Genomic DNA, 23,202 nt, shown 5'->3' on the forward strand with positions numbered 1-23,202 from the left:
GATAGGAGGCACCTGGCGTTGAGGGCGGAGATTTCCTTTGGAAAATCCCTGATCGGGATTTTGTTCGTAGGACTGGCAGCCGCAAGCTGCACCACAACACAGAAGCCGGCGGCAACGGCGGCGAAGACCAAGACGACGCAGGTTCAACCCGCGAAAGTCACGTTCAATTATACGGCCAAGGATCGCGACTGCCTGAAGCGCGCGATGTATTTCGAATCGCAGCATTCCGACGAGGACGGCTACATGGCCGTCGGAACCGTCGTCATGAACCGGCTGACCTCAGGCGCCTATCCTCCGTCGATCTGCGGCGTCGTCGCCCAGGAACGGCAGTTTGCGCCCGGCGTGATGACGCGCGAAGTCAAGCCGCAAGCCGAAACACAGCTGACCACGGCGGCCGATGCGATCCTCTTGAAAGGCGCACGCCATCCTGCCGTGAAGGATGCGATGTTCTTCCACACCGAAGGACTGAAATTCCCTTACAACAACATGCATTATGTCACGGTCGCCGGCGGCAACGCCTTTTACGAGAAGCGCGATCCCAACGGCATGCTTCAAACCCCGCCTCCGCTGCCCTCCTATGAGGTGGCGATGAATTATGTGCCGGGCGAAACCATGCTGCCCCCGCAATTCGAGGCACTGATCCCCTCGGCGGTTCCCGTTCCCCTCCCGGCGCCTGATGTCATGGCGACGGCGAGCACGGTGTCCACGGTGAATACGATGCCCACGGCGCATGTTGCGCCCGTCGCCAATCCCATGCCGATGCCGATCACGGCGCCAGTGACCGCGCCGGAAACCTCGATCGAGCCCGAACCCGGCATGCCGATCGCGATCCCCACGCCACGCCCCGCCTATGACAGCGTGATGCTGCGCGGGGCTATCCCGGGGAACGGCGGCTAACGCCGTTTCAGTTTGAGTGAAAGGAGCGCGATTTAAGCGCGCTCTTCCCAGACCCTTGCGAGTTCCACGATCGTCTGAACTGCCTTTTCCATATCCTGGCGGCTGACCCATTCCAGCGGCGAGTGGAAAGCGTGGCCGCCGGCGAAGATGTTCGGGCACGGCAGGCCCATGAAGGAGAGGCGCGAGCCATCAGTGCCGCCGCGAATGCTGCCGCGCACCGGCGTCATGCCGGCCCGCCGCACGGCTTCGATGGCGTTGTCGACGATCTCCGGGTGACGGTCGAGCACCACCTTCATGTTGCGATACTGCTCCTTCACCTGGAACTGATAGGTCGAGCCGGGATAGGCTGACATCACTTCCTTGACGATCGCTTCGAGCATGGCTTCCTTTTCAGTGAGCCCCTTTTCCGTGAAATCACGGATGATCAGGCTCAAGGACGCTTTCTCCATCGAGCCGGCCACGCCGACCGGATGGATGAAGCCCTGTTTGCCTTCCGTGGTCTCGGGCGCGATATCCCTCGGCAAGCGGTCGATGATGGCGCCTGCGATCTTGATGGCGTTTTCCATGCGGTCCTTGGCAAAGCCCGGATGAATCGCCACGCCGGATATGCTGATTTCGACGCCGTCCGCCGAGAAGGTCTCGTCCTCGATATGGCCTGCCGTTTCGCCGTCCATCGTATAGGCGAAGTCGGCGCCGAGCTTCTTCAGATCGACCTTGTTGACGCCGCGCCCGACTTCCTCGTCAGGCGTGAACAGGATCTTGACCGTCCCGTGCCGGATGGAGGGATTGCCGACGAGGATCGCGGCCGCCGTCATGATTTCCGCCAGTCCGGCCTTGTCGTCGGCGCCGAGCAATGTCGTTCCGTCGGTGGTGACGATATCGTTGCCGATCTGGTTTTTCAGCTCGGGATGTTCGGAAACACGAATTACCCGGCTGGTGTCGCCGACAAGCTGGATATCCCCACCCGCATAATTGCTGACGATCTGCGGCTTGACATCGGTGCCGCTGAAATCCGGCGCCGTATCCATATGCGAGCAGAAACAGATGACCGGAACCGGCTTATCGCTATTGGCCGGGATGGTCGCATAGACATAGCCATGCTCATCGAGATGCGCGTCGGAAAGGCCGATCTTCAGCAACTCCTCGACCAGCACCCGGCCGAGATCCTTCTGCTTTTCGGTCGTCGGCTGCGCCGACGAGGATGGATCGGATTGCGTGTCGATCACGACATAGCGGAGAAAGCGGTCGAGAACAGTGTCGGTCATGTCAATCCAATCCAGCAAGGTCATCTGACGATATAGCCCTCGCGGGCGATACGGCAAAAGACTTTTCCGCGCGCCAAGCGTGAGGTTTCACCGCTCAGTCGACGCGTTTTCCCTCGGCATCGAACACATGCAGATATTGCGGCGGGAAAGCCACATTGACCTTCGGACCGGCCTTCAGCGCCTCGCGGTTCAGCGTGAAGATCTTGAAAGGCAGGCCATGCAGGGCAAGGTGCAGGATGATGCCGAAGCCCGTGGGTTCGATGAGTTCCACATCCGTGGCAAGACCCGCCCCGTCATTCGTCATCAGCACATGCTCGGGCCGGATGCCGAGCGTCACCTTCGCCCCGTCGGAAAGAGCAAGCGGCCTTGCCAGCGGCCCGATCGTTCCTTCCTTCAGCCGCACTCCGCCGGCGTCATAAGTCGCGTCGAGGAAATTCATGCCCGGCGAGCCGATGAAGCCGGCGACGAAGAGATTGGCGGGGCGATCGTAGAGTTCCAGCGGACTGCCGACCTGCTGCACCACGCCGCCATGCATGGCGACGATCCGGTCGGCCAGCGTCATCGCCTCGATCTGGTCATGGGTCACGTAGATCGAGGTCGCCTTCAGGTCGCCGTGCAGCTTCTTGATCTCGGCGCGCATCTGTTCGCGCAAGCGCGCGTCGAGGTTGGACAACGGCTCGTCGAAGAGGAAGGCCTTCGGCTGGCGCACGATGGCGCGGCCCATGGCGACACGCTGGCGCTGGCCGCCGGAAAGTGCCTTCGGCCGCCGTTCGAGCAACGGATCGAGGCCGAGTTTGGCGGCGGCCGCCGCCACCGCGCCGGCGATCTTCTCCTTCGCCGTCTTCCGGAGCTTCAGGCTGTAGCTCATATTGCCGGCGACGTTCATATGCGGATAGAGCGCATAGGACTGGAACACCATGGCAATGTCGCGATCCCTAGGGTGCAGCTCGTTCACTCTGGCGCCCGCAATGCGGATCTCGCCGCCGGTGACGTCCTCCAATCCGGCGATCATGCGCAGGAGCGTGGACTTGCCGCAGCCGGAGGGGCCGACGAGCACGACGAATTCGCCGTCCCGGATCTTCAAATCGACGTCGTGCAGCACCTGCACGTGGCCATAGGCTTTGCGGATATTCTGGATATCGATCGATGCCATGTGTTTAACCCTTGACCGCGCCGGCCGTCAGGCCCTGGACGAGATAACGCTGGATGAGCAGGAAGAAGAGGCCGGCCGGAATGAGCGCCATGACGCCCGCCGCCATCATCTGCCCGAAATCCACCGAGAATTTCGAAACGAAGGTGAGAAGCCCGACCGGGAAGGTCGCCGCGTCATTGCCGTTGATCAGCATCAGCGCAAAGAGCAGCTCGCTCCAGGCGGCGGTGAAGACGAAGCCGAGCGTCGCGGCAATCCCCGGCAGCGTCAGCGGCAGGATGATCTGGCGAAACGCCGTGAACTGCGTCGCCCCGTCGATCATCGCCGCCTCTTCGAGATCCTTAGGAATGCCGTCGAAGAAGGACTGCATCAGGAAGGTGGCGAAGGGCACGTTGAAGGCGGTGTAGACGATGACGAGCCCGGTCAGGCTGTCCGTCAGATGCAAGGGCGACAGGATCTTGAAGATCGGCGCGACCAGCATGACGAGCGGAAACATCTGGGTCAGCAGCATCAGCGCGACGATCCAGTATTTCGCCCGGAAATTGAAGCGCGACAGCGCATAGCCGGAGAGCGAGGCGCAGATCGTCACCGTCACCGCCGTCGAGGCCGAGACGATCAGGCTGTTCTTGAAGAAGGTGGGAAAGGCGCTGTGCTGCAGCACGAAGGCATAATGATCCCAGCTCGTGCGCGACGGCCACATGCGCACGCCCTCGGTATAGAGCAGGTCGTTCGGCGTCACCGAGACCTTGAGCAGCCAGAACAGCGGGAAGAGCGCGAAAGCGATATAGCAGAGGATCGCCAGGCGGTGCGCGATCGTGGGAAGGACGGATCGTCTCATGGTCTCAATCCTTGTTCAGCAGCGTCTGCCGCAGCAGGATGATCAGCATCGAATAGGCGAGCAGCAGCGCCAGCAGCACCAACGCGATGGCCGAGGCATAACCGAAATCGAGTCGCTTGAAGGCCGTCGTGAAGATGTAGCTCGCGACGATCTGCGTCCGGTCCGCCGGCCCACCATTGGTCATGACGACGATGAGATCAGCGAAATTGGAAATCCAGACGGTGCGCAAAAGCACGGTGATGGCGATCGTCGGCGCGAGGAACGGCAGGGTGATCGAGCGGAAACGCTGGAACCAGCCGGCGCCGTCGATCGAGGCGGCCTCGTAGAGATCGCGCGGGATCGCCTGCAGGGCGGCAAGCAGCGTGATGGCGAAGAACGGAATGCCCCACCAGACATTGGCGATGATCGGTCCCCACATCGCATAATTGGGATCGGAAAGAATATTGCCCGGCTCATGCATCAGCCCGAGCGCGAAGAGCCAATGCGGGATCGGTCCGATGACAGGATTGAACAGCCAGGCCCAGTTGAGGCCGGCGAGGAAGGATGGCACGGCCCAGGGCAGGAAGACCAGCGCCTGCGCGATCGCCCGGCCCGGGAACGGCTTGTCGAGCAGCAGCGCCAGAATGAGCCCGAAGACGAATTGCAGCACGACGGAGGCGCCCGTCCACCAGAGCGTGTTCCTCAGCGCACCGTAGAAGGCCGCGTCACTCGCAAGCTCGCGGAAATGATCGAGCCCGATGAAGCCGCCGGAGAACGGATTGAGCAGCTGGATGTCGCGGAAGGCGTAGGAAACGCCCAATGTCAGCGGCACCAGCATCACCGCGATGATCAGGATCAGCGACGGCGCACTGTAGAGATAGGGCTCCGAAGCATCGGCCAGGCGACGCAGCCACGGCCTGCGGTCGCGACGCATGTCGAGCGTATCGGCGGAAATGGTCATCGGATTGCGGTTTCCATAATGTGTAGATCAAGCTTCGAATGCGCGTGCGGCCCCCTCATCCGACCCTACGGGCCACCTTCTCCCCGCTGGGGAGAAGGGAACGGAGGCGTTGCGGCATTTTCCCTTCTCCCCAGCGGGGAGAAGGTGCCGGCAGGCGGATGAGGGGGCTTCAATCTCAAAGCTCCTCTATCTCTACTTCTTGCTCAGAAACTTCTGCTGCGCCTTGGTCAGATATTCCGCCCACTGGTCGGCCAGATCCTTCGCGGAGATATCGCCGAGCAGGGCCTGCTGCGAGGTCTTGATCGCCAGCGAATCCTTGAAGAAGGCGAATTCCTCGAGATAGGTCGGCATGACCGTCGGCACCGTGTTCGGGTCGGCCAGTTCCTCGAACCAGCCCTTGAACTGGTCACCGGCATAGAAGGGATCCTTCTCGGCCGCGGTATAGGCCGGCAGCGCGCCGATGCGCTTGTTCCACTCGATATTGCCTTCCGGCCCTTCGAGCGTGGCGATCAGCTTCCAGGAGAGATCCTTGTTCTCGCTCGTCGTGAACATCGACCAGCCGCCATAGCCGATGGTCGGGAAGGACTTGCCGTCAGGCCCCTTCGGCAGCGGCGCGACACCGAAATCCTCCTTCTTCATACGCTCGGCGATGGCGATCAGCGCATCCGGGTCCTGGTCGAGGAAAGCGCAGGTGCCGGAATAGAAGCCGGCGACGACTTCGTTGAACCCCCAGTTGACGCTGTCTTTCGGCGCATAGCCCTTCTTGTAGAGATCGACCATCCATTCGATGCCCTTTGCCCAGCCTTCGCTGTTCATGGTCGAGGTGCCGTCTTCCTTGAAGTACGTGTTGTCGCCTGCCATGGAGGCGGCAAAGATCATCCAGCCGTTCAGCCCGCCCGGTCCGCCGCGCATGCAGTAGCCGTATTTACCCGGCAGCTTGGAGACCTTCTCCGAAGCGGCCGTGAATTCCTCCAGCGTCTTCGGCGGTTCGGCGACGCCGGCCTCGGCAAGCAGCTTCTTGTTGTAGAACATCGCCCTCAAATAGAAGCCGTAAGGCAGCATATAGGCGGTGTCCTTGACGTCGCGGCCGAGTTCGAGCGCGCGCGGCGTCAGCTCCTTGGTGTGTTCCCATTTTTCGAGATAGGGCTCCAGGCTTTCGAGCATGCCGTTATTGGCATAGAGCGACAGCCAGGTATCGGGCATCTCCATCACATCGGGCACGTCGCCGGCCGATACCATGGTCGCGAACTTCTGGAAGGCTTCGTTCCAGGGCAGTGAAATGATTTCGACCTTGGTGCCGGGATTGGCGGCCTCGAACTTGCCGACGATCGACTTCAGCGTTTCCGTGCGCTCCGGGCTGGTGATAACTTCGACAAGCTTCAATGTCGTATCGGCAAAGGCCGTACCTGCCATCATTGAAGCAAAGAGCGTCGAGATTATTAGTTTTTTCATGCTCAGTTCCCCCTTTTTGGTTTCTCTCGGGTTTCAGGATCGTGAGGCGGCGGCGAGCGCCTCCTCGATGTCCCTCCACAGCGCCTCGGTTCCTTCGAGGCCGACATGGAGGCGTACGGATCGCGCATGAATGCCAAAGGCATGCGCGGAATTCGGCTGCGCCTTCTGCTGAAGCACCACCTCGCCCGGTACGATCAGGCTTTCATGCCCACCCCAGCTTACACCCAGTTTGAAAAGCTTGAGATGGTCGGCGAAGGCGCGGATATCGACACCCTCGCGGAAGATGAACGAGAACAGCCCCGAAGTGCCGTTGAGCCCGGCGGGTAGGCGGTTAGCGAGGCCTGGATGGCAGACGGTCTCCACCATATCGAGCCGCTGCAGGCGCCTGGCGATTTCAAGCGCGGAGGCCTCATGCGCCTTCATGCGCAGCGGCAGCGTGCGCAGGCCGCGGATCAGCAGCCAGGCGTCGAACGGCGAAAGCTTGCCGCCGAGATAGGGATAGGCCTCGGCCTTGATGCGCGCGATCATCTCCTTCGAGCCGGCAACGACGCCCGCCACCACATCGCTGTGGCCACCGAGATATTTCGAGGCGGAATGGATGACGAGATCGACGCCGAGCGTCAGCGGCCGCTGGAAGAACGGGCTCGCCCAGCTGTTGTCGATCATCGAGACGGCGCCGTGATGCCTGGCGAGTGCCGCAAGCGCGCCGACGTCATGGGCTTCCATCACCCAGCTCGTCGGGCTTTCCAGGTACAGGACCTTGGCGCCGGGCAGCGCCCTGGCGACCGCCTCCTCGTCGCGACCGTCGACATAGGTCACTTCGATCTTCATCCGCTTCAGGATGGTGCCGAACAGGCGGAAGGCATCGGGATAGACGTGCTTGACGGCGACGATGCGGTCGCCCGGCTCGACGAAGCTCAGCACGGCCGAAGAGATCGCCGCCATGCCGCTCGCAAAGCCGAGCGCATCCTCAGCACCTTCGAGCTTTGCCAGCATTTCCTCGAAAGCGCGCACCGTCGGGTTCAGCCCGCGCGTATAGATCGGGCGCACCTTCTCGCCGCGATAGGCGGCAATCATCTCGTCATAATCGGAAAAGGTGAAAAGCGAGGTCTGGAAGATCGGCGGCACGACGGCTTCGGCGAAATTGCCTTCGTCGTGGGCCGTGATGAGGGAAGCAAGATCGAACGGTTCTGCGCCGTTGCTCATTTGGACATTTCCTTGATGTCTTCTTCGACGATGTCGAGAATTTTCAATGTTTCCGCGCGCGCCGCCTCCGGGTCCCGGGCAGCGATCGCGTTGAAAAGGGTGCGGTGAAAGGGAAAGGACCGCCGGGCAAAATCCTGCCGGTCGAACGGGTGCTCCCAAAAGCGCTCGAAGGTCTCGCGCATCTGTTCGAGAAGCTGGCGAAATAGCGGGTTATGCGTGGCGTCGTAGACGGCGAGATGGAAGGCGAGGTCCTCCGGCCCCGAGGTGCCTTTTTCCAAATGCACCCGCTCCATTTCATCAAGCTTTTCCTCGATGACGACCAGATCCTTCTCGGTGCGCCGCCGGGCCGCGACCATGCCGGCCTCGCATTCGATGCCGCGGCGAACCTCCAACGTCTGCAGCAGCGCGTCGCGCAGATGCACCGCGTCGAACGACAGCGGCATATGGATCGTCGCCCGGGAAACCGGCTTCAGCAGATAGGTGCCGCTGCCCTTGCGCGTCTCGATGACGCCGAGCGCCTGAAAATGTCGGATCGCTTCGCGAATGGTCGAACGCCCGACGGCAAGGGCCGCCATCAGCTCGCGCTCCGCCGGCAAACGCTCCCCCGCCTGCAACCTCGCCTGCTCGACATAATCCGCCAGCGCATCGGTCACCTGACGCGCCCGGTCCATGACGGGAAGCGGCCGGATCACCGGCCTGTCGCTACGATTTGCCTTCATGGTTCCCCATTTTCTTATCAGGCAGTCGGGCTTGAAATTGGTCTGACATCTTAGCATTTCGCAAAGATGGTAAATCGTCAAGCCGTCTTGGCGACAGGAGCGAAAATTGATTAGCGGAGATGGTACAAGGCTATGCCGCGGCAGTTCCTCGAAACGCCGCAGCCAACGGTCCGCCCTGAGAAACGCTTGCGACGACGCAAGCCTCCATTGTACCTTCGAGCACCATGAGATGCTCTTGAGATAAGCCCCTAAGGACAGGCTCTGAAGCATGCGCGACTATGTAAAAAGCAAAGATTTTCATCGGCATATGCGGTCGCTGCTGGCTCCGCGATTTCAGGAACTCGGATGGGAATCGCAAGCGGCCGGCAAGTGCAGCTTTGCCCGGGGCGGAAGGGTTTGTTGGCTGCAGGTATCGCAATATTCGAACAGCCTCATGGGCGCCAAATTTACGATCAACATGACCGAGGGCTCCAGCTCCGCCGGCAACACCAGAGTACTTTTTCGGCTGAACGAGGCGGATCGAGCGGTTGGCAGAGCTCTGGAAGAGGACATCATCGCGCGCCTGCCCAGGCCCGATCCTGATCCGGAGATTGAAGTCGTCGGAGATAACGGCGGGACCGTATTGGTGAAGCTCGGCGATCTCCCGCGAGCAAATTCACGCCAGTGGGAGGGTCCCGCCGACGTCTGGCTGCCTTATTTCAGCAAAGGCGATCTTGACGATTGGGCTGCTTTTCTCTTGCCTCGGCTCGAGCGGCTGATCGCACCTTCCTCGCCCGAAACAGTCGATCCGCAGCTGTGGGCCCAGCGGTTTCGCCGTATCATGGGTTTTTTCCGCTCCAGGTGAGGTTCTAGCCGGCCACCGGTTTCAAATCGACCAGCGCCTTGATCGGCAGATGATCGGACGCGATGCGCGCCAGCGGCGTGTCGTGCGCTTCCACCTCGGTGATGATGCCCTTGCGGTTGGCGATGATGCGGTCGAGCGCCAGCAGTGGCAGGCCGGCGGGAAAGCTCGGGACGGCAGGCGGCAGCGGGCCGAAGGCGGATTGGAAGGTGTTGAGCGAAGAGCGGTCGCCGAGCCGCCATTCGTTGAGGTCGCCGAGCAGGATGGTCGGCATCTCGTGCCTGTCCTTGATGAGCTCGACCAGCGTGTGGGCCTGCTGGGCTCTGCTGTGGCGCAGCAGGCCGAAATGCGCGGCGATGATGCGAAGCACCCCGCCCTGCTCCAGCTCGATCTCGGCGACGAGCGCGCCGCGCGGCTCCAGCCCCGGCAGCTTGACCTGGTGCACGTCATGCACCAGCCCTTTCTTGAACAGCACGACATTGCCGTGCCAGCCATGCGCCTTCGCCATGCCGGCAACCGGCACCGGGATCAGTCCCGTCTCCCTTTCCAGCCGCCCGAGATCGAGGATGCCCGTGCGCTCGCCGAAGCGGGTATCGGCCTCCTGCAGCGCGATCACGTCGGCGCCGATTTCATGGATCACCCGGCTGGTGCGCTCCGGATCGAAACGCCGGTCGGTGCCGACGCATTTGTGCACGTTATAGGAAGCGATCAGCGTTCCCGCGCTGTGCGGCCTCGACTCCGTATAGGCGGGATCGAGCCGCTTTTTCCTGTTCCTGATCGAGGCAAGAATGCTGGAGGGAAGACTGTCTTTTCTGGCGTGCATCGGACGGCGCACTTGTTCCCCCGTTGATCAAAACGCTTCTGCCGGGAGTATAGGCCGGGCGACGGAACTTGCCATGTCCGATCTCAAAAAATCCGCTCAGAGATAGGGCGAACCCAGCCACAGCACCTTCTCGAGCAGCCGCACCGGAAAGGGCCGCGCGCGCAGCCCGTCGAGCGTCACCGGCGTTGCCGATTTCAGGGTTTCCTCGATGTGCTCGTCGATTTCGGTGACGAAACCCTCGTTCAGCACTTCGAGATCGACCTCGAAATTCAGCCTGAGCGAACGCGGGTCGAGATTGGATGAGCCGACATAGGCCCAGGTGCCGTCGATCGTCAGCAGCTTCGAATGGCTGAAGCTGCCGGTCGACCGCCAGATGCGGCAGTAATTCTTGAGGATCTGGTCGAATTGCGCCGTCATCGCCCGGTCGACCAGCAGCAGGTTGTTGACCGCAGGCACGATGATATCGACCTCGACACCGCGCCGTGCCGCCGTCACCAGGGCGCCGATCAGCTCGCGGTCCGGCAGGAAATAGGGCGACATGATGCGGATCGACTGGCGCGCCACGGAAAAGGCGCCCGTCAGCATCTTGTGGTTCGTCTCGAGGCTGCGGTCCGGCCCGGAGGCGACGACCCGCATCAGGATCGGATCGCCGGGGTTGCGCTCCGGCGGCTCGATGCGCCAGGCCTCGCCGTTCAACAGTTCCTGCGTGGAGAAGCGCCAGTCTTCGGCAGCAAGGTCGAAGAGGTCGGCAACGACAGGGCCGGTGACGCTGAAATGCGTGTCGTGGGCGAAGGTCTCACCCGTCGCCTCCTCGCTGAACCCAGCCCGGATGTTCATGCCGCCCGTCAGCGCAATGCGGCCGTCGACGATCAGGATCTTGCGGTGGGTGCGCAGATTGGCATAGGGAAGCCTCAGGCCCATGATGACGTTGCCGTTGAAAACGGCGACAGTGACGCCGCCCTCCTTGAGATAGCCGAGAATGCTCGGCACCGAATAACGCGCACCGACCGCGTCGATCAGCACCCGGACCTCCACGCCGCGCCTGACGGCCGCAATCAGCGCGTCGGCGATCCGAAGCCCGATGACGTCGCGGTCGAAAATATAGGTTTCGAGCAGGATGCCGCGCGTCGCCTCGTCGATGGCCGATTTCATCGCCGCATAGGCCTCGTCGCCGGTTTCCAACACGTCTATCGTATTGCCCGAGGTCAGCGGATTGCGCGTCACCCGGTCGCCGAGCGTCTGCAACGCCGCGAAGCGGCGGCCGTACTGGCTGATCACCGTCTCGGCCTCGGCATCGAAGGTTTCCAGCTCGTCGATCTCAGCCGCGCGCAGCAGCGCGTCGCGGCGGATGCCCAGCGATTTCCGGCGAATGCGGTTGATGCCGGCAATCGCATAGAGCAGCGCGCCGATGATCGGTGAAAGCATGATGACGCCGACCCAGCCGATCGCGGCGCGCACCTCTTCCTTGGTCATGGCGGCATGGATCGCCGCCGCGGCCCCCATGGCGATCGAAACGACAAAGAGGATATGCGGCCAGTAGGTCGACAGGAGATAGAACATCGCTGGCAAATATAGCTGGGAAACGGCGGCGTTCAATTGCGCCGCCGCTCTCCCATGACGCGAAATTTTTCGCCGTGATCATTTTCGCCGCCCCTGCGCCCGTTTCACCGCGGGAACAATCCCGGTACGGATCGATTGATCCCGAGAAGATGAGGATCGCACCATGAACATCGCCGCAAATGTCGGTCCCGCCTTGGCGCTCGAAGTCGCGGATGCGGAAAGCATCGCCGAACTCCGGCATCAGGCCGAAGGCTGTACCCGCTGTGATCTCTACAGAAATGCCACGCAGATCGTCTTCGGCGAAGGCCTGGGGAAGGCCGAGATCGTCCTCGTCGGCGAGCAGCCGGGCGACCAGGAGGATCTGGCCGGCAGGCCTTTCGTCGGCCCTGCCGGCCGCCTGCTCGACCGCTGCCTCGAAGAAGCCGGCATCGAGCGCCGGCGCTGCTACGTCACCAATGCGGTCAAGCACTTCAAGTTCACGCCGCGCGGCAAGCGGCGGCTGCATTCGAAGCCGAATGCCGGCGAGATCAGGCGTTGCGCCTGGTGGCTCGGGGCCGAGCTCAATATCATCAAGCCGAAACTCGTCGTGGCGCTCGGTGCGACCGCGCTTTATGCGCTGCTCGGGCCGAAGGCGAAGCTGACGCCGGAACGCGGGCATATCCTCTACCCGGCAAACCATCCGCCCGTGCTGGTGACCATCCACCCCTCCTATCTCCTGCGCATCCGCGATGAGGAGGACCGGCGCCGGCAGCGACGGGATTTCGTCTCAGATCTGCACAAGGCGGCGGAGTTTCGGCCGCGATAAACGCCGTTTCATAACCCTGATATGCTGCAATGCGAAATATTTCCGGTTGCGGCGCGATTTCGCTTGAAACAGCCCCGCTCCTCTGGAACCATCTCACCCAGTATCGCGTTCGAACGACGGCATCATGTGACTGGAGATCAGCGATGGCAGAAACTCGGGAAGAGTGGATCAAAAAACGTGCATACGCCCTCTGGGAAGAAGAGGGCCATCCAACGGGGCGAGATTCCATCCATTGGGAACAGGCACGACACGAGCGCGATGCGCTCGAGGGTACTGCTGCGACTTCCAAAAGCAAGGAAGCAAAGCCCAGGGCAAAACGCACCGTCGCCAGCGCCAAGACGAACGGCGGCGTGACGCCGGCGCCGAAACGGACCGCGAGCCGCAAGACGGCGTCCTGAGAGAGCAGGAATACCGAGCACAGCGATGAAAAAGGGGCGTCGTTGCGGCGCCCTTCGATATCATGTGTCATATGCCTGAATCAGTTGTGCCTTATTGAATTGCGGAGGTGGGGATTCCATGCGGGGGTGAACAAAAGCCGGATGACGCTGCACGTTTCGAGGCTTCCCCAAAAAGTCGATTCCGGCATGGTCTTCACAGCCAGCAACCGCGTTCCGGCCAGGATGTAAGGGATGGAGATGTCACTCGTGCTCATCGCGGCCTTGCTCTATCTCGGTCTCGCGCTCGGTTTCATCCTTGTCGTCGACAATCTCGTCGGATTGATTTTCCGCGATCCGCGCGCGCCGGCACAACCGTCCCTCTTCGATCTTGGCCGCGCCTTCGCTGCGTCGCAAAAACTCTATCGAAAATAAAGTTCACTGCGGCGTCCTCCGGACCGACCATGGTGTTGGGCGCCCGCCCGGCCCTTGAAGAGCTCCGAGCTTGCCCGATGGGGCCGGAACTTTTGGAAGCGCCGCCGGTTCAACCTCTTTGCAAACCAGAGGAGGCGACGATGCCGAGAGGTGACAAATCCGACTATACCGACAAGCAGAAACGCAAAGCCGAGCACATCGAGGAGAGCTACGAGGAGCGCGGCGTTTCCGAGAAGGAAGCCGAACGGCGGGCCTGGGCGACCGTCAACAAGGAAAGCGGCGGCGGCAACAAATCCGGTTCCGGCCGCGGCAAGAAGGATACGCATGAATCCTCCGAAAAGGGTGGCCGCATCGGCGGCGCTGCATCCGCCGCCCGCTCGAAGGAGGAGAAATCGGCTTCCGCCAAGAAGGCAGCCGCGACGCGCAAGCGCCATGAACACCATAGCCACCATTAGCAAAGCCCGCCGGACGCATCCGGCAAAGGAATTCAGCCATGGCCAAATCGAAGAAGAAATGGTCGCAGGACGTTACCGAACACAGCAACGCGATGGACCTTAGGGAAGGCGTATTCAAGTCGGACGATCCGAAGAAGATCGCCCGCTCGGTCAAGCATTCCGCCGAGGAGAGCGATCGCCGCAAGTCGAGCCCATTCCGCGCCGCAATGTCGATGCTGACCTTCTATATCAACCGCGCGGGCGAGCAATTGACGAAGAAGCAGCGCGGCACCCTTGAAAAAGCCAAGGACGAACTGCGAAAAGACTTCGGTCGGAAGCCGAAAGGTTAGGGACAGATGGCATACGAGCTTTACTATTGGGACGGCATTCAGGGCCGCGGCGAATTCGTTCGGCTCGCGCTGGAGGAAGCCGGAGCCGACTACATCGACGTCGCCCGTGAGCCGGGGCGCGGGACCGGCGCGATGCTGGCGATCATGAAGAGCGAAAGCGAGCCGCACATTCCCTTTGCGCCGCCTTTCCTGAAGGACGGCGATCTCATCATCCCGCACGTCGCCAACATCCTCTTCTATCTCGGCCCGAAGCTCGGCCTGACGCCTGAGAACGAAAGGCTTCGCTACGTCGCCAACGGCCTGCAGCTCACCGTCACCGATTTCGTCGCCGAAGTGCACGACACGCACCATCCGATCGACACCTCGCTCTATTACGAGGACCAGAAGCAGGAGGCGAAAGCCCGCTCCGCCGCCTTCATCCGCGAGCGCATTCCGAAATTCCTCGGCTATTTCGAGCGCGTGCTGCGGCAAAATCCCGAAGGAACCAACCACCTGGTCGGCGGCGCGCTCACCTATGTCGACCTGTCGCTCTTCCAGGTGATCGAGGGCTTGAGCTATGCCTTTCCGAAGGCCATAGCGAAGCGCAGGGCGGAATATCCCGGCCTGCTCGCCCTGCATGGTGCGGTGGCGAAGCGTCCGAACATTGCCCGCTATCTCGCATCCCCTCGCCGCCTCGCCTTCAACGAGGAAGGGATCTTCCGGCATTATCCCGAGCTCGATGGTGCGGAATGAGTTGAGATCAGTTCAATCCAGCGGCACGGCGGCAGCGAAGAAATCACCCCAGGGGTCCGATGGCCGGATCTGCAGGCGCTGCGGCACGTTGGCGAGCGTGAAGGCCGCTGGACCTGTCACCTCATGCAGTTCACGCCAATCGAGCGGCATCGAAACCGGGGCACCCGGCCGCGCCCGTGTCGAATAGGCCGCGACCGCCGTGTTGCCGCGGCCGTTGCGGAGATAGTCGATATAGATGTGTCCGCCGCGCTTTGCTTTCGTCGCGGTTGCCAGATACTTCTCCGGCGCGTCGGCCGCCATGCTCTCGGCAAGCGAATGGGCGAAATCCTTCACCTCGGTCCAGCCGGCCTTCGGCGCAAGCGGTGTCACCACATGCAGCCCCTTGCCGCCTGAGGTCTTGACGAAGGCGGCAAGACCGCGTGCTTCCAGCCGCGCCTTCACGTCAAGCGCAGCCGCGGTCACCGCATCCCAGGCGACATCCTCACCGGGATCGAGGTCCATGGTGATCATATCGGGTTTTTCCCAATGGTCTGTTGTCGTGCCCCAGGGATGGATTTCCAGCACGGCCGATTGCACCAGCGCCACCAGCCCGTCGAAATCGGCAATGCGCAGCAGCTTTTCGCCATCCGCATCCTGGGGATCGGCGATCTCCTCGATATGGGCATTCATGCCCTTCCAGGCATGTTTCTGGAAAAACCGCTGGTGGCTTTTGATCCCGTCCGGCAGACGCAGCAGCGCCAGGGGCCGATTGACGAGATAAGGCGCCATGAAGCGCCAGACCTCGGCGTAATAATCCGCCAGCCCCTGCTTGGTCACGCCTTCGTCCGGCCAGTAGAGCCGGTCGGGGTGGGTCAGCGATACATCTGATCTCTGCGAATTGCTCGGGCTCATCCTTCGATCTCGCGTGTCAGGAAATCAAGTAGCCTGTTTTCCCCCGCGCGCAAGCCGCGCAACGGCTCGCCGCCATCCTCGGGAAGCGAATGGTCGTTGCCGGCAAGCGCGATGATCGCGGGATGGATATAGCTCGAGCGCGAGATCGCCGGCGTGTTGTGCAGCGCCTCGGCCGCCGCCTCCGACATTTCCTTCACCGTCGGCCGGCCGCCTCCCATGATCTTTTCGCGCGCCGCACCGAAAGCCGCCAGCGAGCCGGCCCAGGTGCGGAAGGTTTTCGCCGAAATGGGGATGTCCGATATCTCGGCGAGGTAAGCGTTCAGCCGGCCGGAATCGACCGGTTTCAACGCTCCGCTCTCGTCCTTCCAGACGAAAAGCTGACGGCCGGGCAGATCCGCTATCTCCTCCAGGATCTTCTGGAGCCTGGGATGCCTGAGGCTGCGCTGGACGCGCTTGCCGCCCTTGGCGCGGAACTTCAGCTCGATCTGCCCGTCGACGATCTTCAGGTGCCGCTTGAGCAAGGTCGTCGCGCCATAGGTGCCGTTTTCCCGGACATAGGCCTGGTTGCCAACACGCAAGTGCGCCTCGTCGAGCAGCGTCGTCAAAGCCGCAAGCACGCCGTTGATATCCTCCGCGCCGGTATCGAGATGGCGCAGCACCGTGCGGCGTATCTTCGGCAGCGCCCAGCCGAATTCGATCAGCTGGTGGAATTTCCCGGCGCTGCGGAAGGACTGCCAGTCCTTGTGATAGCGATATTGCTTGCGCCCGCGCGCATCGAAACCCGTCGCCTGCAGATGGCCATTCTCGTAAAGGCAGATCCAGACATTCTCATAGGCCGGCGGCAGGCCGAGCGCGCCGATGCGCGCCCGCTGCAATTCGTCGGCAAGCGTCGTGCCGTCTGGCATCACATAGCTGAAGCCCTTGCCCTTCCTGCGCCGGCGGATGCCGGGTTCGGTATCGCTGACATAGACAAGGCCAAGATCGGTGATCGCTTCGGCATTCATGCTTCGGGCAACCTGCTATTTGCCGCGCCGGCCGAACTGGAACCACCGGCGGCGCTGGGCCTTGGTCGCGCCCTCCGGCGGCTGGGTCTGCCCTGTCGGCGCAAAGACGGCCGCGCTCTGGGTATAAACGATGACCGGGTTGTCCTGATCGTGCACCTCGAAGGCGCCGGTCTCCGCTCCCGTGTCGAGAACCCGCGACCATTGCGTCAGCCCGTTCACCTCGGGCAGGTGGACTTCGCAATCGCCGCCGGCGTTGAAGACGAGAAAGAGATCGTCCATCGTCTCGGTGTCGAGCGCATGCACGCTCTTGGAGAGGTAGACGCCGAGCACCTGCAATCCGTCGTCGTTCCAGGCGCCGTCATCCATGAAACTGCCGTCCGGCTTGTACCAGGCGATCTCGATGCGGCCGTCGTCACTGGTTTCGCCGGTCAGGAACCGCTCCTGCCGCAGGACGGGATGGGCTTTGCGGAAGGCGACGGCCTGCCGGCAGAAATCGAGGAAGGGATCGTCGAGCCCTTCCCAGCCCGTCCAGCCGATCTCGTTGTCCTGGCAATAGGCGTTGTTGTTGCCGCCCTGGCTGTTGCCGAGTTCGTCGCCGGCCAGGATCATCGGCACACCCTGGGACAGCATCAGCGTCGCCATCATGTTGCGGCGGCGGCGCGCCCGCGCCGCGTTGATGTCGGCATTATCGGTGGCGCCTTCGGCGCCCATATTGTCGGAATGATTGTCCGAATGGCCGTCCCTGTTGTCCTCGCCGTTCGCCTCGTTGTGCTTGCCGTCGAAGGAGACCGTGTCCATCAGCGTGAAACCGTCATGGGCCGACAGGAGATTGATCGAGGAGGTCGCGCCCCGGTCCGAATGGTTGAATTGCAACGCCGAGCCGGTGACGCGCGCCGCAAGCTCCGACACCATGCCGCCGTCGCCCTTCCAGAAACGGCGCACGTCGTCGCGGAACTTGTCGTTCCACTCGCGGAAAGGGTGCGGGAAACCACCGACCTGATAGCCACCCTCGCCGATATCCCAGGGTTCGGCGATCAGCTTGACGCCAGCAAGGATCGGATCCTGACGAATGGCGCCGAAAAATAGTCCCTGACGGTCGAACTCCAGATCCTGCCGCCCGAGCGTGCTGGCGAGATCGAAACGGAAGCCGTCGATATGCATGACGCCGACCCAGTAACGCAGGCTGTCGAGCACCATGCGCATCACCATGGGATTGGCGACATTCAGAGTGTTGCCGGTGCCCGTCGTATCGAAGGTATGGCGCGGATCGTCGGGAGAGAGGATGTAATAGCTCGCATTGTCGAGCCCGCGGAAGGAGAGCGTCGGCCCTTTCTCGCTGCCCTCGGCCGTGTGATTGTAGACCACGTCCATGATCACCTCGATGCCGGCGGCATGGAACTTCTTCACCATTGTCTTGATTTCGGTGATCTTGTCGCTGGACATGTAGCGCGATTGCGGCGCGAAGAAACCGAGCGTCTGGTAGCCCCAATAATTGCTGAGGTTCATTTCCGAGAGATAACGATCGTCGAGGAAATACTGGATCGGCAGAAGCTCTATCGCGGACACGCCGAGCTTCACGAGATGATCTATGATCGGATCGCTGCACATGCCGAGAAAGGTACCGCGCAGCCGGTCCGGCACTTTCGGATGCGTCATCGTCAGGCCGCGAACATGCGCCTCATAGATGATGGTGTCGGGCCAGGGACGGCGGATCGCCTCTTCCCCCGCCCAATCGAAATCCGGGTCCTGCACCACGCTCTTGACCATGAAGGGCGCGCTGTCGCGCTCATCGAAAGAGAGGTCATCCTCGCCGATCCGATAGCCGAAAAGCGCGTCGTCCCATTGGAGCTGACCGGCTACCTGCTTGGCGTAGGGGTCGAGCAGCAGCTTGTTGGGATTGAAGCGATGGCCGGCTTGCGGGTCATAGGGGCCATGGGCGCGATAGCCGTAAACCGTGCCGGGGCCGACGCCGGCGATATAGCCGGACCAGATGTCGCCCTCGCGCTTCGGCAGCGGCATACGGGCAATCTCATCCTTGCCGTCAGGCGAGAAAAGACAAAGTTCTATCTGTTCCGCATGGGCCGAAAAAACGGCGAAATGGGTACCTGAACCAATATATTCCGCCCCGAGCTCCGGTTTGAGGAAGTCGAGTTCCGAAAATGAAAAGCTCATGGCGCCCCGCTTGAAGACTTGATCAAGCAGGAAACGTGAAGGCGCTTCGAAAGTTCCGTCATCCCCGGGGCAAAAGGACATGACGCCCGTCCCCGAGGACGATCTTACGGCATCAGCTGGCCGCCATTGACCTCGATGATCTGACCGGTGATGTAGCCCGACAGCGTCGGCGAGGCGAGGAAGAGATAGGCGCCGACGCAATCCTCCGACGAGCCGACGAAACCCATCGGGATCGACTTGCGCTGCAGCTCCATCTGCTCGTCATTGGTATAACGCTCATGGAAGGGCGTGGCGATCACACCCGGGGCTACGGCGTTCACGCGGATTCTGTCGGCGACGAATTCCTTGGCATGGCCGCGCGTGATCGTCGAGACGAAACCCTTCGACGCCGCATAGAGGATCGCGCCATTGCCGCCGCCGTTGCGGGCAGCGATCGAGGTGGTGTTGATGATGAAGCCGCCCTGCTTCTTCAGCCACGGATGGGCCGCCCGCGTCGCCGCCAGCACAGAGCGGGCATTGAGATCCATCACCGCGGCATAATGCGCATCGGTATATTCGGCGGTCGGCTTGCGCCCGAGCATGCCGCCGGCATTGTTGATGAGCCCGTCGAGATGACCGAAGGTTTTCGCCGTCTCCTCGACGACACGCTCCGTCTCGCCTTCCCTCGATACGTCGCCCTGGATCAGATGCACGGTGCCGCCGGCAGCGCGGATCTCCTCGGCGAGTGCCTCCGCCGGCTCGCGGCTGGCATTGTAATGCACGCCGACCTTGGCCCCTTGAGCCGCAAAGGCGCGGGCAAGCGCCGCCCCGATCCCGGTCGAGGCGCCGGTAATCAGCACGGCCTTGCCGGCAAGATCCGGCAGCTTGATGGATGCGAGCAATTGAGCAAGTTCTACCATGGCTAGGATAGCCTCCCAAAATCACGGACATAGGTGATGAAACAGACAGGGGAAGTCTATCAGGGGGAATCGGCGATGGGCAATGCACGAAAGCGGGAGATCTGCGTCGTGGGGGAATGCTGATGGCTGGCCAGTTCGGAGCAACCGAAGACCCCTCCCCACAAGGGGGAGGGCTTAACTTGCCGCACCCGCATTCCAAATCTTTGGCGTTTCGGAAGGAGCGAGACGGTGCTCCAGGTTAACCCCTCCCCCTTGTGGGGAGGGGTTGGGGAGGGGTCTTTCTTGAGGCTTGGTCAGGTAGAGCTCGTTGACTAGAGAACCTCCTCACAAAGGCACGCCGAGAGCCGGCTGTGGTTTCTGACGAGCAAGAGGCGGAAAGGCCAGCGCGATCGCAGCGGCCCCGAGTCCGACCATGGCCGAACCGATGAACAGCCAGGAATAATTGGCGAAAGTATCGAATATCCAGCCGCCGATCAGAGGCCCGAAGGCCATGCCGAGGCTGGAGAGCATCGTCGCCGCGCCCAGGACGGTGCCGATGATGCGCTGGCCGAAATATTCGCGCGCCAGCACCGCATAGAGCGGCATCACGCCGCCATAGGCGCTGCCGAAGATAATGGCGAGCGCATAGAATTCCCCGAGCCGGCTGACGAAGAGATAGGTCGCGAGAGCGCCCGCCTGCACCAACAGGCCGGCAACCAGGACCGGCTTCACCCCGATCCTGTCGGCAAGGCTGCCATAGAGCAGCCGGCCGCCAAGGCCCGCGAGGCCTTCGACGCTGTAGATGCTGACGGCCGCCATCGGGGCGACGCCGCAGATCGTCGCATAGCTCACCATATGGAAGATCGGGCCGGAATGGGCCGCGCAGCAGGCAAAGAAGGTGAGGCCGAGCACGATGAATTGCGGCGACCGGAAGACTTTCGACAGCTGTGGCCGGGCGCCTTCCGCCGAGAAATCCGTACCCGCATCCACCGCGTCCGCAGGCGGACGCCTGACCAGCAGGGCGGCCGGCAGGAGCAGCGCCCAGGCCGCAACACCGATGATCAGCATGGCGGGGCGCCATTCATAGGCTGAGATCAGCCAGCGCGCGAAAGGCGAGATCGTCATCGGCGCGACCCCCATGCCGGCGGAGACGAGCGACACCGCAAGACCGCGGTTCTCGTCGAACCAGGCCGTGGTCGCCGCGATCATCGGCGCGAAGAAAGCGCTGGCGGCCAGGCCGACGAGGATGCCGTAGGTGAGCTGAAACTGCATCAGCGTCTCGGCGCGGCTTGCGAGCACCAGCGCCACGCCGAGCAGCACGTAGCCGATCAGCACGACGGGGCGCGGGCCGAAGCGGTCGCTGGCCGCACCCCAGAGGAAACCGCCGAAACCCATGACGATGAAATTCAGCGTCATCGCGCTGGCGATGCCGACATGCGACCAGCCGGTCGCGGTGGCGATCGGCTCCTGGAAGATCGCCAGCGAGAACATCGCGCCGATGGCTACGCACGACATCAAGGCGCCTACGGCGACGATGACCCAACGATAGGAAACACTCATGGCTTCGTACCTCCATGCCGACAGAGTGATCGCGACGCATGCGGCCGGTCCACTGCACTCCACGCCTCGCGATCTAAAGACGTCCGGGCGGCTGCGAATTCGACAGCGCCCTCAGATTTTTTTCTGCCGCGTCGCCTAGAGAGTCCGGAACATCACCAGTGCGTCGACATAGCCCTCGGTGGGATGAAGGAAGGCGCCGGGAAGACGGCCGACGATCTCGAAGCCGAGCGATTGCCACAGCGCGACGGCGCGGCGGTTGCTGCTGATGACGAAATTGAACTGCATGGCGCGAAAGCCCCGCAAGCGTGCATGCTCCAGGGAATGTTCATGCATGCGGCGGGCAACGCCCCGGCCGCCCGCGGCGGGATCGGTCATATATCCGCAGTTGCAGACATGCCGCCCGCCGCCGGCCTGATTGGCCTTGATGTAATAGGTGCCGAGGATGTCGCCATCCTCTTCCGCGACGAAAGTCTCGCGGTCCGGCCCCATCCAATAGGCGAGCGCATCCGCTTCCGTGAGATCGCGATCGAGCGCATAGGTCTCGCCGGCGCGGATCGTCGGGCCGATGATCCTCCAGATCGCATCTCGATCATCATTGTTTGCGGGCCGGATCAGCATGCCCGATTTCTACAGAAGCCAGGCACCGGGCGCAACGGTTCAAGCGCCCTCAAACCCTTTCGAGCGCGATCGCAATCCCCTGCCCGACGCCGATGCACATGGTCGACAGCGAATAGCGTCCGCCGGTTTCCAGAAGCTCCAGCGCCGCCGTGCCGGTGATGCGGGCGCCGGACATGCCGAGGGGATGGCCGAGCGCGATCGCGCCGCCATTGCGGTTCACCCGCTGGTCGTCATCGGCAATCCCGAGTTCACGCAGCACCGCCAGCCCCTGACTGGCGAAGGCCTCGTTGAGTTCGATCACGTCGAACTGTTCCTGAGTCATGCCGAGCCGCGCCATCAGCTTGCGGGAAGCCGGGATCGGCCCCACACCCATGACCCTTGGCGCAACACCGGCAGCGGCGCCACCGAGGATGCGGGCGATCGGCGTCAGGCCATATTTTCGCGCCGCCGCTTCGGACGCGACGATCAGCGCCGCCGCTCCGTCATTGACGCCGGAAGCATTGCCTGCCGTCACCGTACCGCCTTCCTTCCTGAAGGGCGTGGCGAGCTTCGCCAGGGTTTCGATCGTCGTTGTGCGCGGATGCTCGTCCTTCTCGACGACGATGGGATCGCCCTTGCGCTGCGGGATGATGACCGGGGTTATCTCCTTCGCCAGCCGTCCGTTCGCCTGCGCGGCGGCCGCCTTCGCCTGGCTGCGCACTGCAAACGCATCCTGGTCCTCACGGCTGACCTTGTAATCCTCAGCGACGTTCTCGCCGGTCTCCGGCATGGAATCGACACCGTACTGCTTCTTCATCAGCGGGTTGACGAAGCGCCAGCCGATTGTCGTGTCGTGGATTTCGGCCGCTCGCGAAAACGCCGTTTCGGCCTTCGGCATGACGAAGGGCGCCCGCGACATGCTTTCGACACCGCCCGCGATCATCAGTTCCGCCTCGCCGGCGCGGATGGCGCGCGCAGCTGTCATCACTGCATCCATGCCGGAGCCGCAGAGCCGGTTGATCGTCGTGCCCGGAACAGCGATCGGCAGGCCGGCCAGAAGGGCGGACATGCGCGCGACGTTGCGGTTGTCCTCGCCCGCCTGGTTGGCGCAGCCGAAGATCACGTCGTCGACGGCTTCCCAGTCGATGGCAGCGTTGCGTTCCATCAGCGCCTTCAGCGGGATGGCGCCGAGATCGTCGGCCCGCACCTGGGAAAGCGCGCCGGCGAAGCGGCCGATCGGCGTCCTGATATAGTCGCAGATAAAGGCTTCGGTCATGGC

Annotated in this window: 24 protein-coding genes; 8 read left to right on the forward strand and 16 right to left on the reverse strand. The window is 62.4% G+C overall.

Features of this window, described 5'->3' with window-relative positions; translation table 11 throughout:
• Positions 1-18 precede the first annotated feature (18 nt).
• A complete protein-coding gene (locus ATY78_RS18415; RefSeq protein ID WP_088683737.1) occupies positions 19-897 on the forward strand; it encodes a cell wall hydrolase in 879 nt (292 codons plus the stop codon).
• A gap of 32 nt (positions 898-929) precedes the next feature.
• Here the strand turns inward: ATY78_RS18415 and pepT are convergent, their stop codons facing one another.
• From pepT to ATY78_RS18450, 7 genes are all read right to left on the reverse strand, one after another.
• The gene (gene pepT, locus ATY78_RS18420; protein ID WP_088683795.1) at positions 930-2,162 is read right to left on the reverse strand and encodes a peptidase T; all 1,233 of its coding nucleotides are present in this window, start codon (positions 2,160-2,162) and stop codon (positions 930-932) included.
• 94 nt (positions 2,163-2,256) lie between these two features.
• Positions 2,257-3,315 carry a sn-glycerol-3-phosphate ABC transporter ATP-binding protein UgpC gene (gene ugpC, locus ATY78_RS18425; RefSeq protein WP_088683738.1) on the reverse strand — a complete coding sequence of 353 codons (1,059 nt, stop codon included), beginning with the start codon at positions 3,313-3,315 and terminating at the stop codon, positions 2,257-2,259.
• 4 nt (positions 3,316-3,319) lie between these two features.
• Positions 3,320-4,150 (reverse strand): carbohydrate ABC transporter permease, encoded by an 831-nt coding sequence (locus ATY78_RS18430; RefSeq protein WP_088683739.1) that lies wholly within the window; start codon positions 4,148-4,150, stop codon positions 3,320-3,322.
• A 4-nt stretch (positions 4,151-4,154) separates the two neighbouring features.
• Positions 4,155-5,090 (reverse strand): sugar ABC transporter permease, encoded by a 936-nt coding sequence (locus ATY78_RS18435; RefSeq protein ID WP_088683740.1) that lies wholly within the window; start codon positions 5,088-5,090, stop codon positions 4,155-4,157.
• A gap of 192 nt (positions 5,091-5,282) precedes the next feature.
• Positions 5,283-6,542, reverse strand: coding sequence for a sugar ABC transporter substrate-binding protein (locus tag ATY78_RS18440; protein WP_088683741.1), 1,260 nt, complete (start codon positions 6,540-6,542; stop codon positions 5,283-5,285).
• A 33-nt stretch (positions 6,543-6,575) separates the two neighbouring features.
• Complete coding sequence (locus tag ATY78_RS18445; protein WP_088683742.1) at positions 6,576-7,748, reverse strand: PLP-dependent transferase; 1,173 nt, start codon at positions 7,746-7,748, stop codon at positions 6,576-6,578.
• On the reverse strand, positions 7,745-8,467 hold the full coding sequence (locus tag ATY78_RS18450; protein WP_088683743.1) for a FadR/GntR family transcriptional regulator: 723 nt from the start codon (positions 8,465-8,467) through the stop codon (positions 7,745-7,747). The genes ATY78_RS18445 and ATY78_RS18450 overlap by 4 nt, the downstream gene beginning before the upstream one ends.
• A gap of 268 nt (positions 8,468-8,735) precedes the next feature.
• On the opposite strand from ATY78_RS18450, the gene ATY78_RS18455 reads away from it, so the two are divergent.
• Entirely contained in the window at positions 8,736-9,311 is a 576-nt protein-coding gene (locus tag ATY78_RS18455; protein WP_088683744.1) for a hypothetical protein, read from the forward strand.
• Positions 9,312-9,315: 4 nt separating this feature from the next.
• Here the strand turns inward: ATY78_RS18455 and ATY78_RS18460 are convergent, their stop codons facing one another.
• Both ATY78_RS18460 and ATY78_RS18465 read right to left on the reverse strand, forming a co-directional pair.
• Positions 9,316-10,131, reverse strand: coding sequence for an endonuclease/exonuclease/phosphatase family protein (locus ATY78_RS18460; RefSeq protein WP_088683745.1), 816 nt, complete (start codon positions 10,129-10,131; stop codon positions 9,316-9,318).
• 96 nt (positions 10,132-10,227) lie between these two features.
• Positions 10,228-11,691, reverse strand: coding sequence for a phosphatidylserine/phosphatidylglycerophosphate/cardiolipin synthase family protein (locus ATY78_RS18465; protein WP_088683746.1), 1,464 nt, complete (start codon positions 11,689-11,691; stop codon positions 10,228-10,230).
• A gap of 163 nt (positions 11,692-11,854) precedes the next feature.
• Between ATY78_RS18465 and ATY78_RS18470 the strand changes: the two genes are divergently transcribed.
• The 6 genes from ATY78_RS18470 to ATY78_RS18495 all read left to right on the forward strand — a co-directional run bounded on the left by ATY78_RS18470 (position 11,855) and on the right by ATY78_RS18495 (position 14,821).
• The gene (locus tag ATY78_RS18470; RefSeq protein ID WP_088683747.1) at positions 11,855-12,496 is read left to right on the forward strand and encodes a UdgX family uracil-DNA binding protein; all 642 of its coding nucleotides are present in this window, start codon (positions 11,855-11,857) and stop codon (positions 12,494-12,496) included.
• A 143-nt stretch (positions 12,497-12,639) separates the two neighbouring features.
• Entirely contained in the window at positions 12,640-12,894 is a 255-nt protein-coding gene (locus tag ATY78_RS18475; RefSeq protein WP_088683748.1) for a DUF2934 domain-containing protein, read from the forward strand.
• Between the two features lie 231 nt (positions 12,895-13,125).
• Complete coding sequence (locus ATY78_RS18480; protein WP_088683749.1) at positions 13,126-13,305, forward strand: hypothetical protein; 180 nt, start codon at positions 13,126-13,128, stop codon at positions 13,303-13,305.
• 140 nt (positions 13,306-13,445) lie between these two features.
• Complete coding sequence (locus ATY78_RS18485; protein ID WP_088683750.1) at positions 13,446-13,760, forward strand: plasmid stabilization protein; 315 nt, start codon at positions 13,446-13,448, stop codon at positions 13,758-13,760.
• Between the two features lie 38 nt (positions 13,761-13,798).
• Positions 13,799-14,089, forward strand: a complete 291-nt coding sequence (locus ATY78_RS18490; protein WP_088683751.1) for a DUF3175 domain-containing protein — start codon at positions 13,799-13,801, stop codon at positions 14,087-14,089.
• 6 nt (positions 14,090-14,095) lie between these two features.
• Positions 14,096-14,821 (forward strand): glutathione S-transferase, encoded by a 726-nt coding sequence (locus tag ATY78_RS18495; RefSeq protein ID WP_088683752.1) that lies wholly within the window; start codon positions 14,096-14,098, stop codon positions 14,819-14,821.
• Positions 14,822-14,833: 12 nt separating this feature from the next.
• Here the strand turns inward: ATY78_RS18495 and ligD are convergent, their stop codons facing one another.
• The 7 genes from ligD to pcaF all read right to left on the reverse strand — a co-directional run bounded on the left by ligD (position 14,834) and on the right by pcaF (position 23,199).
• Positions 14,834-15,712, reverse strand: a complete 879-nt coding sequence (ligD, locus tag ATY78_RS18500) for a non-homologous end-joining DNA ligase (RefSeq protein ID WP_088683753.1) — start codon at positions 15,710-15,712, stop codon at positions 14,834-14,836.
• A complete protein-coding gene (locus ATY78_RS18505) occupies positions 15,709-16,716 on the reverse strand; it encodes a DNA topoisomerase IB (RefSeq protein WP_088683754.1) in 1,008 nt (335 codons plus the stop codon). The genes ligD and ATY78_RS18505 overlap by 4 nt, the downstream gene beginning before the upstream one ends.
• 15 nt (positions 16,717-16,731) lie before the next feature.
• On the reverse strand, positions 16,732-18,888 hold the full coding sequence (gene glgX, locus ATY78_RS18510) for a glycogen debranching protein GlgX (protein WP_088683796.1): 2,157 nt from the start codon (positions 18,886-18,888) through the stop codon (positions 16,732-16,734).
• Between the two features lie 104 nt (positions 18,889-18,992).
• Complete coding sequence (locus ATY78_RS18515) at positions 18,993-19,787, reverse strand: SDR family NAD(P)-dependent oxidoreductase (RefSeq protein ID WP_088683755.1); 795 nt, start codon at positions 19,785-19,787, stop codon at positions 18,993-18,995.
• A gap of 324 nt (positions 19,788-20,111) precedes the next feature.
• Complete coding sequence (locus tag ATY78_RS18520; RefSeq protein WP_088683756.1) at positions 20,112-21,326, reverse strand: MFS transporter; 1,215 nt, start codon at positions 21,324-21,326, stop codon at positions 20,112-20,114.
• Between the two features lie 135 nt (positions 21,327-21,461).
• The gene (locus tag ATY78_RS18525; RefSeq protein WP_088683757.1) at positions 21,462-21,944 is read right to left on the reverse strand and encodes an N-acetyltransferase; all 483 of its coding nucleotides are present in this window, start codon (positions 21,942-21,944) and stop codon (positions 21,462-21,464) included.
• Positions 21,945-21,993: 49 nt separating this feature from the next.
• Complete coding sequence (gene pcaF / locus ATY78_RS18530; RefSeq protein ID WP_088683758.1) at positions 21,994-23,199, reverse strand: 3-oxoadipyl-CoA thiolase; 1,206 nt, start codon at positions 23,197-23,199, stop codon at positions 21,994-21,996.
• Positions 23,200-23,202: the final 3 nt, after the last annotated feature.

It is taken from the genome of Rhizobium sp. R635, from assembly GCF_002211285.1.
Taxonomy (GTDB): Bacteria; Pseudomonadota; Alphaproteobacteria; order Rhizobiales; family Rhizobiaceae; genus Rhizobium.

Excerpts from the sequence above, each read along its gene's own strand:
- ATY78_RS18525 (WP_088683757.1), bottom strand. The coding sequence starts at position 21,944 with ATGCTGATCCGGCCCGCAAACAATGATGATCGAGATGCGATCTGGAGG.
- ligD (WP_088683753.1), bottom strand. The coding sequence starts at position 15,712 with ATGAGCCCGAGCAATTCGCAGAGATCAGATGTATCGCTGACCCACCCC.
- ATY78_RS18445 (WP_088683742.1), bottom strand. The coding sequence starts at position 7,748 with ATGAGCAACGGCGCAGAACCGTTCGATCTTGCTTCCCTCATCACGGCC.
- ATY78_RS18520 (WP_088683756.1), bottom strand. The coding sequence starts at position 21,326 with ATGAGTGTTTCCTATCGTTGGGTCATCGTCGCCGTAGGCGCCTTGATG.
- glgX (WP_088683796.1), bottom strand. The coding sequence starts at position 18,888 with ATGAGCTTTTCATTTTCGGAACTCGACTTCCTCAAACCGGAGCTCGGG.
- ATY78_RS18515 (WP_088683755.1), bottom strand. The coding sequence starts at position 19,787 with ATGGTAGAACTTGCTCAATTGCTCGCATCCATCAAGCTGCCGGATCTT.
- ATY78_RS18465 (WP_088683746.1), bottom strand. The coding sequence starts at position 11,691 with ATGTTCTATCTCCTGTCGACCTACTGGCCGCATATCCTCTTTGTCGTT.
- ATY78_RS18470 (WP_088683747.1), top strand. The coding sequence starts at position 11,855 with ATGAACATCGCCGCAAATGTCGGTCCCGCCTTGGCGCTCGAAGTCGCG.
- ATY78_RS18450 (WP_088683743.1), bottom strand. The coding sequence starts at position 8,467 with ATGAAGGCAAATCGTAGCGACAGGCCGGTGATCCGGCCGCTTCCCGTC.
- ATY78_RS18490 (WP_088683751.1), top strand. The coding sequence starts at position 13,799 with ATGGCCAAATCGAAGAAGAAATGGTCGCAGGACGTTACCGAACACAGC.
- ATY78_RS18480 (WP_088683749.1), top strand. The coding sequence starts at position 13,126 with ATGGAGATGTCACTCGTGCTCATCGCGGCCTTGCTCTATCTCGGTCTC.
- ugpC (WP_088683738.1), bottom strand. The coding sequence starts at position 3,315 with ATGGCATCGATCGATATCCAGAATATCCGCAAAGCCTATGGCCACGTG.
- ATY78_RS18455 (WP_088683744.1), top strand. The coding sequence starts at position 8,736 with ATGCGCGACTATGTAAAAAGCAAAGATTTTCATCGGCATATGCGGTCG.
- ATY78_RS18430 (WP_088683739.1), bottom strand. The coding sequence starts at position 4,150 with ATGAGACGATCCGTCCTTCCCACGATCGCGCACCGCCTGGCGATCCTC.
- ATY78_RS18435 (WP_088683740.1), bottom strand. The coding sequence starts at position 5,090 with ATGACCATTTCCGCCGATACGCTCGACATGCGTCGCGACCGCAGGCCG.
- ATY78_RS18460 (WP_088683745.1), bottom strand. The coding sequence starts at position 10,131 with ATGCACGCCAGAAAAGACAGTCTTCCCTCCAGCATTCTTGCCTCGATC.
- ATY78_RS18485 (WP_088683750.1), top strand. The coding sequence starts at position 13,446 with ATGCCGAGAGGTGACAAATCCGACTATACCGACAAGCAGAAACGCAAA.
- ATY78_RS18440 (WP_088683741.1), bottom strand. The coding sequence starts at position 6,542 with ATGAAAAAACTAATAATCTCGACGCTCTTTGCTTCAATGATGGCAGGT.
- ATY78_RS18495 (WP_088683752.1), top strand. The coding sequence starts at position 14,096 with ATGGCATACGAGCTTTACTATTGGGACGGCATTCAGGGCCGCGGCGAA.
- pepT (WP_088683795.1), bottom strand. The coding sequence starts at position 2,162 with ATGACCGACACTGTTCTCGACCGCTTTCTCCGCTATGTCGTGATCGAC.
- pcaF (WP_088683758.1), bottom strand. The coding sequence starts at position 23,199 with ATGACCGAAGCCTTTATCTGCGACTATATCAGGACGCCGATCGGCCGC.
- ATY78_RS18475 (WP_088683748.1), top strand. The coding sequence starts at position 12,640 with ATGGCAGAAACTCGGGAAGAGTGGATCAAAAAACGTGCATACGCCCTC.
- ATY78_RS18505 (WP_088683754.1), bottom strand. The coding sequence starts at position 16,716 with ATGAATGCCGAAGCGATCACCGATCTTGGCCTTGTCTATGTCAGCGAT.